The 14,885-nt window shown below is 65.5% G+C and carries 15 protein-coding genes; 13 read left to right on the top strand and 2 right to left on the bottom strand.

Translation table 11 applies throughout. From position 1 onward, the window contains the following. Nucleotides 1–104: 104 nt before the first annotated feature. On the bottom strand, nucleotides 105–1,886 hold the full coding sequence (aspS, locus tag ACP156_RS01480; protein WP_425050802.1) for an aspartate--tRNA ligase: 1,782 nt from the start codon (nucleotides 1,884–1,886) through the stop codon (nucleotides 105–107). A 307-nt stretch (nucleotides 1,887–2,193) separates the two neighbouring features. On the opposite strand from aspS, the gene ACP156_RS01475 reads away from it, so the two are divergent. The 10 genes from ACP156_RS01475 to ACP156_RS01430 all read left to right on the top strand — a co-directional run bounded on the left by ACP156_RS01475 (nucleotide 2,194) and on the right by ACP156_RS01430 (nucleotide 11,232). Beyond that, entirely contained in the window at nucleotides 2,194–3,414 is a 1,221-nt protein-coding gene (locus ACP156_RS01475; RefSeq protein WP_425049508.1) for a class I SAM-dependent methyltransferase, read from the top strand. Nucleotides 3,415–3,537: 123 nt separating this feature from the next. Next, nucleotides 3,538–4,623 carry a Zn-dependent alcohol dehydrogenase gene (locus ACP156_RS01470; protein WP_425049507.1) on the top strand — a complete coding sequence of 362 codons (1,086 nt, stop codon included), beginning with the start codon at nucleotides 3,538–3,540 and terminating at the stop codon, nucleotides 4,621–4,623. A gap of 11 nt (nucleotides 4,624–4,634) precedes the next feature. After that, nucleotides 4,635–5,216, top strand: coding sequence for a (R)-1-hydroxy-2-trimethylaminoethylphosphonate oxygenase (gene tmpB / locus ACP156_RS01465; protein ID WP_425049506.1), 582 nt, complete (start codon nucleotides 4,635–4,637; stop codon nucleotides 5,214–5,216). Between the two features lie 55 nt (nucleotides 5,217–5,271). Continuing rightward, nucleotides 5,272–6,141 (top strand): alpha/beta hydrolase, encoded by an 870-nt coding sequence (locus ACP156_RS01460; RefSeq protein ID WP_425049505.1) that lies wholly within the window; start codon nucleotides 5,272–5,274, stop codon nucleotides 6,139–6,141. A 158-nt stretch (nucleotides 6,142–6,299) separates the two neighbouring features. Continuing rightward, nucleotides 6,300–7,067 (top strand): hypothetical protein, encoded by a 768-nt coding sequence (locus ACP156_RS01455; protein ID WP_425049504.1) that lies wholly within the window; start codon nucleotides 6,300–6,302, stop codon nucleotides 7,065–7,067. A gap of 161 nt (nucleotides 7,068–7,228) precedes the next feature. Further along, on the top strand, nucleotides 7,229–8,239 hold the full coding sequence (locus ACP156_RS01450; protein WP_425049503.1) for an AraC family transcriptional regulator ligand-binding domain-containing protein: 1,011 nt from the start codon (nucleotides 7,229–7,231) through the stop codon (nucleotides 8,237–8,239). 99 nt (nucleotides 8,240–8,338) lie between these two features. Next, nucleotides 8,339–8,704 (top strand): glycine zipper family protein, encoded by a 366-nt coding sequence (locus ACP156_RS01445; RefSeq protein WP_425049502.1) that lies wholly within the window; start codon nucleotides 8,339–8,341, stop codon nucleotides 8,702–8,704. A gap of 193 nt (nucleotides 8,705–8,897) precedes the next feature. Continuing rightward, a complete protein-coding gene (locus ACP156_RS01440) occupies nucleotides 8,898–9,266 on the top strand; it encodes a hypothetical protein (RefSeq protein WP_425049501.1) in 369 nt (122 codons plus the stop codon). Nucleotides 9,267–9,280: 14 nt separating this feature from the next. Further along, nucleotides 9,281–10,147 carry an SDR family oxidoreductase gene (locus ACP156_RS01435; RefSeq protein WP_425049500.1) on the top strand — a complete coding sequence of 289 codons (867 nt, stop codon included), beginning with the start codon at nucleotides 9,281–9,283 and terminating at the stop codon, nucleotides 10,145–10,147. Further along, complete coding sequence (locus ACP156_RS01430; RefSeq protein ID WP_425049499.1) at nucleotides 10,144–11,232, top strand: serine hydrolase domain-containing protein; 1,089 nt, start codon at nucleotides 10,144–10,146, stop codon at nucleotides 11,230–11,232. Before ACP156_RS01435 ends, ACP156_RS01430 begins: the two co-directional genes overlap by 4 nt. 89 nt (nucleotides 11,233–11,321) lie before the next feature. On the opposite strand, the gene ACP156_RS01425 is transcribed toward ACP156_RS01430, so the two are convergent. After that, a complete protein-coding gene (locus ACP156_RS01425; RefSeq protein ID WP_425049498.1) occupies nucleotides 11,322–12,218 on the bottom strand; it encodes a LysR family transcriptional regulator in 897 nt (298 codons plus the stop codon). Nucleotides 12,219–12,397: 179 nt separating this feature from the next. Here ACP156_RS01425 and ACP156_RS01420 point away from each other — a divergent pair, with 179 nt between their 5' ends. The 3 genes from ACP156_RS01420 to ACP156_RS01410 all read left to right on the top strand — a co-directional run bounded on the left by ACP156_RS01420 (nucleotide 12,398) and on the right by ACP156_RS01410 (nucleotide 14,841). After that, nucleotides 12,398–13,483: an alpha/beta hydrolase gene (locus tag ACP156_RS01420; RefSeq protein ID WP_425049497.1), complete on the top strand. Its 1,086-nt coding sequence runs from the start codon at nucleotides 12,398–12,400 to the stop codon at nucleotides 13,481–13,483. Nucleotides 13,484–13,552: 69 nt separating this feature from the next. Further along, nucleotides 13,553–14,008, top strand: coding sequence for a (R)-mandelonitrile lyase (locus ACP156_RS01415; RefSeq protein ID WP_425049496.1), 456 nt, complete (start codon nucleotides 13,553–13,555; stop codon nucleotides 14,006–14,008). Between the two features lie 71 nt (nucleotides 14,009–14,079). Next, nucleotides 14,080–14,841, top strand: a complete 762-nt coding sequence (locus ACP156_RS01410; RefSeq protein WP_425049495.1) for a carboxymuconolactone decarboxylase family protein — start codon at nucleotides 14,080–14,082, stop codon at nucleotides 14,839–14,841. The last annotated feature ends 44 nt before the right edge of the window (nucleotides 14,842–14,885 follow it).

Here is a 14,885-nt window from a genome sequence, read left to right as displayed (position 1 = left end):
CGCGACCCTAGCAGAGGCGCGCCCGGCGCCACAGTCACAATGACGGCAATCCGCCCGCATCGGCGCGGCCCCGCCACAGCGGGGCGCACGCCGTCACAGTCGGCTTAATCCTGCGGGATGATCCGCAGGCCAAGCTCCATCAGCTGATCGCTGGTGGGGTCCGAAGGTGCCTGCATCATCAGGTCCTCGGCACGCTGGTTCATCGGGAACAGCATCACTTCGCGGATGTTGTCCTCGCCCGCCAGCAGCATCACGATCCGGTCGATACCGGCCGCGCAGCCACCGTGCGGCGGGGCGCCGAAGCGGAACGCGTTGACCAGACCGCCGAAGCGCTTCTTCACCTCGTCCTCGCCGTAGCCGGCGATCTCGAAGGCCTTGAACATGATCTCGGGCTTGTGGTTCCGGATCGCGCCCGACACCAGTTCATAGCCGTTGCAGGCAAGGTCGTACTGGAAGCCGCGCACGGCCAGCGGGTCGCCTTCCAGCGCCTCCATCCCGCCCTGCGGCATCGAGAACGGGTTGTGCTCGAAGTCGATGGCGCCGGTTTCCTCGTCCTTCTCGTAGATCGGGAAGTCCACGATCCAGGCAAAGGCGAAGCGGTCGGTGTCGGTGAGGTTCAGTTCCTCGCCGATCACGTCGCGCGCCTTGCCGGCCACGCGCTCGAACGACTTGGGCTTGCCGCCAAGGAAGAAGGCCGCGTCGCCGACGCCAAGGCCAAGCTGCTGGCGGATCGCCTCGGTCCGCTCGGGTCCGATGTTCTTGGCCAGCGGTCCCGCGGCTTCCATCTCGCCATTCGCTTCCCGCCAGAAGATATAGCCCATCCCCGGCAGACCTTCCTTCTGGGCGAAGGCGTTCATCCGGTCGCAGAACTTGCGGCTGCCGCCGGTGGGCGCGGGGATCGCGCGGATCTCGGTGCCGTCCTGCTCGAGGATCTTGGCGAAGATCGCGAAACCAGACCCCGCGAAATGCTCGGACACGTCCTGCATCTCGATCGGGTTGCGCAGGTCGGGCTTGTCGGTGCCGTATTTCAGCGCCGCTTCCTTGTAGGGGATCTGCGGCCAGTCGCCCGGTGCGTCCACTTTCTTGCCTTCGCCAAATTCCTCGAACACGCCCGCGATCACCGGGCTGACCGTGTCGAACACGTCCTGCTGGGTGACGAAGCTCATCTCAAGGTCAAGCTGGTAGAAGTCGGTGGGCGAGCGGTCGGCGCGCGGGTCCTCGTCGCGGAAGCAGGGCGCGATCTGGAAGTACTTGTCGAAGCCCGACACCATCAGCAGCTGCTTGAACTGCTGCGGCGCCTGCGGCAGCGCGTAGAACTTGCCCGGATGCAGACGCGACGGCACAAGGAAGTCGCGCGCGCCCTCGGGCGACGAGGCGGTGATGATCGGCGTCTGGTACTCGCGGAAGCCGGTGTCCCACATGCGCTTGCGGAACGAGGCGACCACGTCCGAGCGCAGCGTCATGTTCTTCTGCATCACCTCGCGGCGCAGGTCGAGGTAGCGATACCGCAGGCGGGTTTCCTCGGGATATTCCTGATCGCCGAACACCATCAGCGGCAGTTCCTCGGCAGAGCCAAGCACTTCCATGTCGCGGATGTAGACTTCGATCGCACCGGTCGGGATCTTGGTGTTCACAAGGCTTTCGTCGCGGGCCTTCACGGTGCCGTCGATGCGGATACACCATTCCGAGCGCACCTTCTCGACCTCGGAAAACACCGGGCTGTCCGGGTCGCACAGAACCTGCGTCACGCCGTAATGGTCGCGCAGGTCGATGAACAGGACGCCGCCGTGATCTCGCACGCGGTGGACCCAGCCGGCAAGGCGGACGGTCTCGCCCACGTTTTCCTTGGTCAGTTCGGCGCAGGTGTGGCTGCGGTAAGCGTGCATCATCGGTCCTCTGGATCAGCGCTGGAAAGCACGCGCGATACAACGCGCCCCGCCCCGGAAGTCAAGGGAGCGAAATAAATGCACACGTCGCGGAACTTTTTGGCGGAAACGTGCGTTGAGGCACGTCGGGTTAATACAAAGTTAATACACATTTCTGGACAACTGCCCGATCTAATTGCAAGCTTGGCTTGTTTCTTAAGCATTCCGCGCCGCCTTGCGGGTCGCAGAAACCCTCGGGCGACGTCCGGCCGGTCAGCCGGGACGTGGGTATGGGGGTACAAAAATGTTGGAAAAGCTCTTCGATCGTATGCTGCGCACACTCATGCAGCAGGGAAATTTCCGCGTCACCTATCCGGACGGCAGCACGAAGGCCTACGGCGACGGCAAGGGAACGCCCGTTCATGTAACAGTGCATGACGAGGCAACCCTGAAGCAGTTGGCGATCAATCCGGAACTCGGTCTCGGTGAAAGCTATATGAACGGCACGCTGACGATCGAGAACGACGACATCTATGGCTTGCTGACGCTGGCCATCGTCAACATGCACGCGGGGAACGCGCCCGGCTGGGTCGCGTGGTCCGGCAAGCTGCGCAACGGGCTGCGCTGGATCGCCCAAAACAACCCGGTCGGCAAGGCGAAGGACAACGTCGCGCATCACTACGACCTGTCCGGTCAGTTGTACGACCTGTTTCTTGACACCGACAAGCAATACAGCTGCGCCTATTTCGAGCGTCCCGACATGACGCTTGAAGAGGCGCAGGTCGCCAAGAAGCGGCACATCGCGAAGAAGCTGCTGATCGAGCCGGGGATGACCGTGCTGGACATCGGCTGCGGCTGGGGCGGCATGGGCCTGACGCTGGCGCGCGACTTCGGCGCGAAGGTGGTGGGCGTCACGCTGTCGGAAGAACAGCACAAGATCGCCTGCGCCCGCGCCCGCGCCGAAGGGCTGGAAGACCGCGTGGACTTTCGCCTGATGGACTATCGTGACGTGACAGAGACCTTCGACCGCATCGTGTCGGTCGGCATGTTCGAACACGTCGGCGTGCCGCATTACCGCGAGTATTTCTCGAACGTGCGCGAGCGGCTGGCCGAGGACGGCGTGGCCCTGATCCACTTCATCGGCCGTACCGACCCGCCCGGCGCAACCAACCCGTGGGTGACAAAGTACATCTTCCCGGGCGGCTATTGCCCGTCGATGTCGGAATCGATCAAGGCGGTCGAGAAAGAGGGCCTGTACACCTGCGATATCGAGGTCTGGCGGCTGCACTATGCCGAGACGCTGAAGCACTGGCACGACCGGTTCATGGCGAACCGCGACCGGGTCGAGGCGCTGTATGACGAGAGGTTCTGCCGGATGTGGCGGTTCTATCTTGTCGCCTGTGAACTGACGTTCCGGCTGAACGACCAGTGCGTGTTCCAGTACCAGCTGGCCCGCAAGCAGGAAGCGGTGCCGCTGACCCGCGACTATCTTTACCGCGACGACGTCGAACCGGTCCGCGCGCCGGTCGCGACCCACGCGGCAGAGTAAGCCCAAAGCCCGGCACCGCCTTGCCGAAGGCGGTGCCGGAACACCCTTGCGCAATATTCGTGCTTGCCAGCGCACCGCCCTTACGCCCAGTCTTGCCGCAGCAAGATCGGCGGGGGGACACGCATGACCAAAGCCAAGGCAGCCGTATGCCGCGCGTTCGGAGCGCCGCTCGTGATCGAGGAGATCACGCTCGCCGACCCGGCTCCCGGCGAGGTCGAGGTCAAGATCGCGGCGTGTGCGATCTGCCATTCCGATATCTCCTGCGCCGATGGCGGCTGGGGCGGCGACCTGCCCGCGGTCTACGGCCACGAGGCGGTGGGCCGTGTCACCCGAACCGGCGCGGCAGTGACCGGTTTCGCGCCCGGCGACACCGTTCTGGTGACGCTGTTTCGCGCCTGCGGCCAGTGCCCATCCTGCATCAACCACCACCCCGGCGCGTGTCAGGTCTCGGTCGACCGCAACGACCACCCGATCACCGGCGCGGACGGCACGCCCTATGCGCAGGGCGTCCGCACCGGCGCCTTCGCCGAGGCGGTCGTGGTCGACCAGTCGCAATTGGTGCCGATCCCCGCGGACCTGCCGATGGACTCCGCCTCGTTGCTGGCCTGCGGCGTCATCACCGGGGTCGGCGCGGTGGTGAACAGCGCCGGTCTGCGCGCCGGGCAGCGAGCGGTGATCATCGGCGCGGGCGGCGTCGGGCTGAACGCCATCCAAGGCGCGCGCATCGCAGGCGCATCGCATGTCATCGCGGTCGATATGGTGCCCGAGAAGCTGGAAATCGCCATGGAATTCGGCGCCACCGCCGCCGTGCTGGGCACCGACGAACGCCCGTGGTCCGAGGCCAAGCGCATCATGGGCGGCGGCGCGGATCACGTCTTTGTCGCGACCGGGGCCATCTCGGCCTTCCACACCGCGCCGCGCTACCTTGGGTTTCATGGCAAGATGACCATGGTCGGCATGCCGCACTCGGGCCAGACCACCAGCTTCGAGCCCGTCGTCGTCGCCGCCACCGGCCAGCAGATCCTTGGCTCGAAGATGGGCGACGGCGTGCCGCGCCGCGACATCCCTTGGATGATCGACCTGTACCGGCAGGGCCGCCTGAAGCTCGACGAACTGGTCTCCGGCCGTTACCGGCTGGACCAGATCAACGAGGCCATCGCCGACACCCGCTCGGGCGCGGCCAAGCGCAACGTCATCGTCTTCGACTGAAAGGACACGCCATGCCGGCCCCGTCGCCCGACAGCCTGAACGCCGACACCATCGTTCCGTTCATCGCCGATATCTTCGCCCGGCGCGGGGCCGAGGAATATCTGGGCGAGCCGGTAACGATCTCGGAACACATGCTGCAATGCGCCGAACTGGCGGAACAGGCAGGCGCGGACGATGCCACCATCGCGGCGGCGTTGCTGCACGACATCGGCCATTTCACCCACGAGTTCGATGCCGACGCCGCCGAGCAGGGCGTGGACTCGCACCACGAACACGCGGGCGCACGGGTGATCGAGCGGTTCTTCCCGCCCATCGTCACCGACTGCGTCCGCTACCACGTCGATGCCAAGCGGTTCCTCTGCGCCACCGACCCGGAATATTTCGCCAAGCTTTCGGATGCCTCGGTTCTGTCGCTGAAGCTGCAGGGCGGCCCGATGAACGACGACGAGGTCCGCGCCTTCGCCGCCAACCCCCACCTTCCCGCGATCCTGCAGGTCCGGATCTGGGACGACATCGGCAAGGACCCGGACCACGCCGCCCCGCCCTTCGCGCACTTCGCCCCGGTTCTGGAACGGGTTGTGCGCAGCGTGTGAGGCACGGTTCGCGTTCGGCGGCGGCGGCGGCGGGGCGGGCGCCGGAAAGGGCGGCTTGATCTGGGTCATGGAACTGTGCCCCGGCGCACCGATAGCCTTCCCAACCATGACGCCAAGACACATCGCCATCGCGGCCGCGTTTGCGCTGATTGGTTCGGCTCACGTCGGCACCGCTGAAGTCACTGTCGAGAAAGACGTGCCATTCGGCGACCTGCCAAGGCAGACGCTTGATATCTACACACCGGACACCGTTACCCAGGACACGGCGGTGATGATCTTCTTCTATGGCGGAGCATTCACGCGAGGCAGCAAGGCCAGCGTCGAGCGGATGGCGGAATCCTACGCCAACGCCGGTATGCTGGTGGTCGCCCCGAATTACCGTCTGTTCCCAGAGGTTTCCTTTCCTTTGTTCGTCGAAGACGCGGCGCAGGCGGTTTCCCATGTCTGGCGGACCCTGCAGGACGACGGCGGGCAGCCAAGGCTAATCGTCGTAGGCGGGTGGTCGTCCGGTGCCTACATCTCGGCGCTGATCGCCTATGACGGGCGGTATCTGGATGCCGAGGACGTGCCGCCCGATGCGATCAAGGGGTTCATCGGACTGGCTGGACCATATCAGGGCGGCCTGTGCGGTGGCCGTACCTGCCCGGACATCTTTCCCAAAGACACCAAGGCCGACTGGCCGGTTCTAAAGTTTGTGGATCCATCCGATCCACCAATGATCCTTATCCGCGGGACGCGCGACAGGTTTGTCGACATAAGCAATCTCGAGGATTTGGCGATGGCCGGAGAGGCCGCTGGCCTATCCGTCTCGACGCTGGTCGTGCAGGACGGGTTCCACGAAGACCTGATGTCCGACATCGCCATTCCCGAAAGCCCTGTCCGCGAAGCCGTCGATGCCTTTCTGCAAAGCGTTCTTTCCCCATAGGGGAAGGACGCCGGTTGGCGATCCGGACTGCCCGCTTTTCAAAAAGGCGCCCGAAGCGGCCCCCGACACTTGATCTGGGTCATGGCCCGACTGCCGAACATCCATAAGCTTTACGTAAGGTCAAATTGACGTTGGGAGCATCTGGGAGGAGCCGGCTCATGAGACTGTTCAGCTTAGTTTTCGCAATGATCGCGCTTGCCGCAACCGTGGTGGGATCGGGTCCGATGCGGGCCGAAACCCTTGTCGGATCGAACGTCGACAGCAGGGTCATCGTCGGGATGAAGGCGAATGCCGACGGCGTCCAGACCTTCCTTCCCGACGGATGGAGCGTCGTGCCCTTCCCCGGAGGTCCCCTGAAAGGCGCGAACCTTCTGTTCGTGATGATCGACAGCAGGCTGGAAATGGACCCGGAGGGCAAGCCTCTTACCCCAGCCAGCCGCCGCGCGGTTGCGCTGATCGGTCTTGGCAAACAGGTCGACGGAGACGCTGTGCGCATGTTCGTTCTGCGCCTGTACACGACCTCACCCGACCGCGACCCCTACAGCAACGCGCAAAGGGCCGCCATCGCGCGCGAATACGCAGAGACGGGGCCCGCCGACGGCAAACGGGACAGCAGCGACTTTTGGCGCGTGATCCCGGAGGCCGGCGGAAAGATCGTGGTTCGGCTGGACTACATGACCGGAAGCCGGAACTGGGTGTCCGGCGAGACGCTTCCCTACTCGGCAGCGGTGCCGGACTTCTCACGCATCTATCGCTACGACCAGCTTGTCGAGGTCGTGATGAGCCAGGGGATGGGCAAGCCCATGAATGGGGAACTGAAGCTCGATATCTCGGTTCTCGAACTGGCCGAGGCGCTGGATGGCACTGAAGAAGTCGTCGCGGTGATGGATGTGCCGGTCTACGTGCGGAAGGTCTATCTTCCCTGAACCTCGATGCGGCCGGGCCGCCACGGTTCGTTGCGGTCAGCGCGAGCATGGGGCGCAGCATAAGGGTTGTCCTGACGGAATGTCTTCGGACATTCTGTAGCCGCCGACTCGGCAACGGCATGACCGGGCGCATCAGGATCTTGACCCCGGAGGACAGCCGCTTGTCCGAACAGACTATGGCCGCCGGTTTCGCGCGCGCATTCCTTGACTATGCGGTTGCCGAAGGAGCGCCGCGGGATGACCTTCTGGCGGCCTCTGGCCTGACGGATGACGATCTGTCGGATCAGGACACGCGCATCCCCGTCGCCGCCTACCAGACGCTTATCGTCACCGGTATCGAGACGACCGGCGACACCTCGCTGTACTTGCGCCACGTGCTTGAGACGCGGCTCGAGACGATGTCGATCGTCGGCCAGATTGTCCACGCCTCCACCTCCTTTCCGCACAGCCTCGGCCAACTCAACCGTTATGCGCGCCTGATGGCCGATGTGCCGATCCCCGGCGGGCGGGACCGGTTCGAGATCACGCGCGAGGGCGACGCTGTCTGGCTGCTGGACAACCGCCCCGATGACGGCACCTGGATGGCGACCGAGGCGAGCCTTGCGCGGTTCATCTCCGAATTCCGCCGCTCTGCCCCCGAACACCCGTTCGAGCAGGCGATGGAGGTGACCTACGCGCCGCCGCCCCATGCCAACCGCTACCCCGATCTCTTCCGGGTGCCGGTCACCTTCCGCGCAACACGCAACGCGCTCCGGATCAATCCGGTCTGGCTGGACGAGGCCTTCGACGGTGGCAAAGAGTATGTTTTCGGCGTCTTCACGCGCCACGCCGACGGGCTGCTGAAGGAGCTTGCGACGCACGACACCGTGCGCGCGTCGGTCGAGGCGCGGATGCTAGCCGATCTGCATGAAGGCACGCTGTCGATGGATCACATCGCGCGCGATCTCGGCATGAGCCGGCAGACGCTTTACCGCCGCCTGAAGGACGAGGGCGTCACCTTCGCTCAGATTCACGACGACCTGCGCCGCCGGATGGCGATGGATTACCTCAGCGCGCGCAAGGTTTCGGTCGGCGAGACCGCGTATCTTCTGGGGTTTTCCGAGGCCTCAGCCTTCGTGCGGGCCTTCCGGCGCTGGACCGGAGCGAGCCCGACCGCGTGGATGAACGATTGATGCCTGCGGTCAATCCGCTGATCCCTGCGGTCATGCCGCCAAGCAGCGCGGGCCGGTAGATCCCCCCTCGACAACACTGAAAGTCGAGGAAAACGAGACATGAAACCGATGCTGATCGCCCCACTTTGCCTGACCGCCCTGCTTGGCGCCTGCGCAAAAATGGGCGCGGATGTGGACCCGATCCTGGACGGACCGCCGAACGCACAGTTCCAAAGCGATCTTGCCGCCTGCCGCAGTCTCGCGCGCAACCAGTCGCAGCTTGATCACGAGACGATGGCCGCCGCCGTCATCGGTGCCGGGATCGGCGGCGTGCTGGGCGAGGTCGACAGCGAGGGCAACGCGTTGGGCGGGGCCGTGGCCGGCGCGCTGGCCGGCACCGCGATGGGCATGTCCGAAGCGGGCGACACGCGAAAGGCCATCGTCCTGAACTGCCTGCGCGGGCGCGGCCACGCGGTCGTCAACTGAGGAAAGGCGCGATGCACGATATTCCCACTCGCATGACCGACCTGCATCACCTGCTGACCGGCGGGCCGCGCCAGCCGTCATGGCGGCCCACCTATCCGCCCCGGCACCTCTGGGGCGATATCGGCCTGCCGCAGCGACAGCCGCCCGCGCCACGGCGCTCCTTGCTGGCGCGCCTCGGATGGGGGACCGGCCGATGATCCAGACCTTTGCCTTCGCCTATGCCGGGCTTGCCGCCTTGCCGGTGCTGATGCACCTGGCCGTCGCCGCCGGGGCCCCGCTCGGACGGCTGACGGTCGGGGGCCGCTTTCCCGGCCGTCTGCCGCCCGCCTGGCGGGCGCTGGCACTGATCCAGGCGGCACTGTTGGGGCTGATGGCCGCGGCGGTGCTCGCGCGGGCCGGTATCGCCCCGGCACCTCTGGCGCCGCTTTTCTGGCCGGCCCTTGCGCTCACCCTATTGTCGCTCGCCGCGAATGCCGCGAGCCCCTCGCGCCCGGAGCGTCTGCTCTGGACACCCGTCCTCGCCCTGATGGCCGCCGCCGCGCTTGGCGTCGGTCTTCTCTGACCCGGAGACGTTTCATGAACCTTCTCGTTGCCGGGGCGACCGGCTATCTCGGACGATTTCTCTGCGCCGAATACGCGCGGCGCGGGCACCACGTCACCGCCCTGGTCCGCGACACCGCCCGTGCCGAAGAGCTTGCCGATGTGCTGGTCGAGGCCGAGGCCACCCGGCCCGAAACCATCCGCGGGATCATGGACGGCGTGGACCTCGTCGTCTCATCCCTCGGGATCACCCGGCAGGCCGACGGGCTGGGCTACCGGGACGTCGACTTTCAGGCCAACCTGAACCTGCTGCGCGAGGCTGAAACTGCTGGCGTGAAGCGGTTTGCCTACGTCCATGTCCTGAAGGCCGAGGCTATGGCGGGCGTACCGCTGGTCGATGCCAAAGCCGCCTTCGTAGATGCACTTCGGGCCTCTGACATGCCGGCGACCGTGATCGCGCCCACCGGCTACTTCTCGGATATGGGTGAGGTCTTTGCGATGGCGCGAAGCGGCCGCGTCTGGCTGTTCGGCGACGGGTCGCATCGTCTCAATCCCATCCATGGCGCAGACCTGGCCGTGGCCATCGCAGACGCGACCGATGCGGGCCGGGGTTGGCTCGAAATCGGCGGCCCCGACGTGATGACGCAGGACGAGATCGCACGTGCCGCCTTTGACGCGCTGGGGACCAAACCGCGCATCACTCACCTTCCAGACGTCCTGCGCCGCGCCGCGCTCGCCGCCCTGCCACTATTGCCGCGCCGTACAGGCGGCCCGGCGCGTTTTTTCCTGACCGCACTTGGGCTGGACATGGTCGCGCCGCGCTTCGGGACGCGGCGGCTTGCCGACCATTTCGATAGCCTTGCCGCCGAGGCGGCAAACCAATCCAAGGGGCCCGGTTCATGACCCGTCCCAAAGCTGGTGGTCTCGCCGCCCCGACCTGCGCCAACAACACCCAACTGCCAAGCGCAGAGGCGCTTTACGCGGCCCTCGCAGCACTCGACCTCGGCCCCGGCGCGCCCGGCGCGGCGATTACCATCGCGGCCGGAGACCGCACCGTAGTGGCCGCGATCGGCAGCGCCGCTCCGGACGGGCGCAAGATGACGGCCCGAACCCCCGTCCGCCTCGCCTCGCTGACGAAGACGTTCACGGCGGCGTCGGTCTTGCGCCTATGGGAAACGGGACGGCTGGACCTCGACACCCCCATCGCGGGCTTAATCTCGCCGAAGCATGACCGGATGCTGCGTGGCGGCGAATACGAGACGGGGGCAATCACCCTGCGCCATCTTCTGATGCACGCCGGCGGGCTTGCCGACCATGCGGAAAGCCCGGCCTATCTGGGCGCAATCCTCGCCGCCCCGAACCACGTCTGGACCCGGACCGAACAGGTCGCGGTCCTGCTCGAACTCGGACCGCCGCTGTCCGAGCCGGGGACAGGTTTCGCCTATTCCGACACCGGCTATGTGCTTTTGGGCGAGATCATCGAACGGACGACGGCCCAGCCGCTTGGCCAAGCCGTTCGCGACCTCTTGCGCTGGGACGACCTTGGCCTGCACGACGTGCGGTGGGAGGGTGAGCCGCCTGCCCAGGGCCCCGCTCAAGCCCACCAGTGGATGGATGGTTTCGACACGACCTGCTTCCACGGCAGCATCGACGCCTTCGGCGGCGGCGGGATCGTCGCAAGTATCGAGGACGCCGCCCGGCTCTATTCCGCACTCGTATCCGGCGCGACGTTCGACCGTCTGGAAACGCTGAACGTGATGCTCACCGCGCCCGGGCATCCCACCGGCAGTCCCTATCGCATGGGCTTGTTCGCAGGAGGGGGCGACGATCACCGCATCTACCGCCACGGCGGCTTTTGGGGACTGCATGCCGCAGTCATCCCAGACAGCAGGCTCGCCGTCGCTGCTGTCGGCCTCGATCAGGCATTGACGCAGCAGATTACCACCATGGTCGAGGACCTCGCCCGCGCCGGGCAGGATGGTTGTTGATTGCGTCGGGATCGGCGAACGAAAGCTTCAAAGGCAGGGGCCGGGCGTCATTATCAGATGACCAGTGGAGCGTTTTTCATGAACACATTTCATGATCTTGCCGAACGCAGCCGGTCGATCAACAGCCTCAGAGCGGAACTGAGGTTGCGCCGTCCCATGTAGCACAGGTGGTATCCGTCGAAAGGCGGACAGAAGTCCGCAAGGACCCGGCGCACACGCCCGTTGTCGAGATCAGCGCGGACTTCGGGCAGCGGCAGGTAGCCGAACCCGTGACCGGCCCGCACCGCCTCCATCACAAGGCCGGGGTCGTTCAGGATGAAGGGGCCGGTCAGCTTCTTCACCACCTCGACGCCTTCGATCTCGAACTCCCAGTCATAGACTGGCCCGTCGGATCGGTGCCGCATCAGGATGCAGTCATGAGCGTCGAGATCGTCGGGATGTCCCGGGGTGCCGCGCTGGGCGAGATAATCCACGCTGGCGACCGCCGCCATCTCCAGCTGCGGCCCGACGGGAAGCGCGATCATGTCGGGGCTCAGGTGCTCTCCCAGCCGGATCGCGCAATCGAAGCGATCCTCGGCAAGGTCAGAGAGCCGACCTTCGCTGCTTATCTCGATGCGCACGTCGGGGTAATCGCGCACAAGCTGCGAGGCGACCGGCCAGAGAATGTCGCGCGTGGCCGGCACGCTGGATGTTACCCGCACAAGACCCGAGGGGCGTTCGCCCAGCGTACGGATTTCCTCGATGCGCTTGCCGAGGTGCTGGAAGCTGGGGCGCAGCGCTGCGAGAAGCTGTTCGCCCGCATCGGTGGTCGTCACCTTCCGCGTGCTGCGGTTGAGCAGCCGCACGCCAATCTTGTCTTCAAGACGCCGGATCGTGTGGCTGACAGCGGATTGGGACACGCCGAGGCGGTGCCCGGCACGGGTGAAATTACCCTCTTCGGCGACGGCAAGCAGGGTCGAGAGATCGCCGAGCAGTTCACGGTCCATGGCGCGCTCCTTCTGTGGCTCGCGGCTTTCTGGGACAACGAACAGCGCGACGCAAAGGAAAAGCACCTACCAAGCATGAACTCAATTCATAACAACGATAAGGCAAGGCGGCCTTATCCGACCCCGGAAGCGGCGCCAGATCAGAGGGCAGACGACACATCCGAACCGGAGCTTCCAAGATGACCACCCCGATCCCCACGACCGATCCCCAAAACCCCGCCCGCCGAGAGTTGCTTCTGGCTGCCGGAATGGGCGCCGCCGCGCTTGGCTTCGCCTCGCTGAGCGCCGAGGCCGTACTGGCTCAATCGACGACCGAGTGGGACAAAACCTTCCCGCAGAGCGACCGCGTCGAGCACCGCAAAGTCAGCTTCACCAACCGTTACGGCATCGCGCTGGTGGGCGATCTCTACCTGCCGAAAGACCGCGGCGCCGCGCCGCTTCCCGCGCTTGCCGTGGCCGGCCCCTTCGGCGCCGTAAAAGAGCAGGCCGCGGGCCTTTATGCGCAGGAGATGGCCGAGCGTGGCTTTGCCGCCGTGGCGTTCGATCCCTCCTATATCGGCGAAAGCGGCGGTACACCGCGCTACGTCGCCTCGCCCGACATCAACACCGAGGACTTCATGGCCGCCGTCGACTTCCTTGGCCTGCAGGACGCGGTGGATCGCGACCGTATCGGCATGATCGGCATTTGCGGCTTTGGCGGCATGGCACTGAATGCGGCGGCCCCGGACAAGCGGGTCAAGGCGGTGGCGGTCACCTCGATGTACGACATGAGCCGGGTCAACGCGCGCGGGTATTTCGACGCGATGACGGAAGAGGATCGCGCCGAGGCGCTGACCGCCATGAGCCTGCAACGCTGGGAAGACGCCGCCTCGGACGAGGCTCCGAAGCTTGCCGGCGGTCTGCCCGACACGCTGGAGGGTAACGATAACCCGGTGATCGCCATGTATCATGCCTATTACAAGACGGATCGCGGCTATCACCCGCGCTCGCTGAACTCGAACGGCGGCTGGAACGTCACCTCGGCCATGTCCTTCATGAACATGCCGCAGCTCACCTACATCCATGAGATCTCGCCTCGCCCGGCGCTGATCATCGCCGGCTCCGAGGCGCATTCCCGTTACTTCAGCGAGGATGCCTATGCCGCGGCGCGCGAGCCCAAGGAACTGGTGATCATCGACGGCGCGGATCACTGCGATCTTTACGACCAGAAGGACATCATCCCCTTCGACCGGCTGCAGGCATTCTTCGAAGGCCATCTCGCCTAAGTCCCCGGGCCTGCCCCCGAGCACTGGGGCAGGTCTTTTCGCCCTGCAACCGATCATGGAGACACCCCAATGAAAATGACCCTCGCCGCGCTTGCGCTGAGCCTCGCCGCCCCCGCAGTTCTCGCTCAAGAGATGACGCAGACCACGCCTCTGGAGCGGGGCGGCCAGATCGGCAGCCCCGAAACCTTCACCGGTACGGTCTTCGTCGCACCGGTCTTCGGCCCCGCGATGAACGATGTCAGTGCAGGAGAAGTGACCTTCATGCCCGGCGCACGCTCGGCATGGCACACCCATCCGGTCGGCCAATACCTTGTCGTGACCGCAGGCACAGGTTGGTACCAGGAAGAAGGGCAGGACAAGCAGGTGATGCGCACCGGCGATGTGATCTTCGCACCGGCAGGCGTGAACCATTGGCACGGCGCGACCGAAGAAACCTCTGTCACCCACTACGCGATCCAGGCGGCTGAGGATGGCATTGCCGTGACATGGGGAGAGCTTGTGACCGACGAGGACTACGGCAGCTGAGACCTGACGCCAGAGACCGGCGCGACCGGTCCCCGCACCCTTTCCACAACACTGATATCGAGGATGCTCCCATGAGAACCCAGATCATTGCCTCTGCCTTCGCTCTCGCCAGCACCACCGCCTCGGCGCAGGATCTTGCCGGCACCCTTCCGGCCACGGCCGATACCGTGGCACCGGCCCTCGCCGCCTATTCCACCGAAGACCTGTTCGGCTCGGTCTGGACCGATGAGGCGCTCTCGATGCGCGACCGCGCTCTGGTCACCTTCGCGGCGCTGGTCACACGTCACGAGACGGACGCTCTCGGCCATCACACCGGGCTGGCACTTGACGCGGGCGTGACCCCGGCGGAACTGTCGGAAACCATCACCCATCTTGCGTTCTACACCGGCTGGGGCAACGCCACCGCCGCAGCCGGGGCCATGGCCCCGGTCTATGACGCACGCGGGGTGACCGCCGAGGATCTGCCCGCGCTCAATCCCGACCTCCTGCCGCTGGACGAAGAGGCCGAAGCCGCGCGGGAAGAGACGGTTCAGTCCAATTTCGCAAACGTCAGCCCCGGCGTCGTCGATACCACGCGCGAACTGCTGTTCAACGACCTCTGGCTGCGCCCGGACCTTGCGCCGCGCGACCGCAGCATGGTCACCGTCGCGGCGCTGATTGCCGCCGGTCAACCTGAACAGATGACCTTTCATCTGAACCGCGCGATGGACAACGGGCTGACGCAGGAAGAGGCGGGCGCGATGCTTTCGCACCTCGCCTTCTATGCGGGCTGGCCCAGGGTCTTCTCTGCGCTGCCCGTGGCGCGGCAGGTGTTCGAGAGCCGCGCGAACTGAAATCCTGCGGCGCGGTCCCGGCCCCGCCGCCTTTAGAAACGGAA

Source organism: Psychromarinibacter sp. S121 (assembly GCF_049801035.1).
In the GTDB taxonomy this organism is placed as follows: Bacteria; Pseudomonadota; Alphaproteobacteria; order Rhodobacterales; family Rhodobacteraceae; genus Psychromarinibacter.
This window is presented reverse-complemented; position numbering and strand designations above follow the sequence as displayed.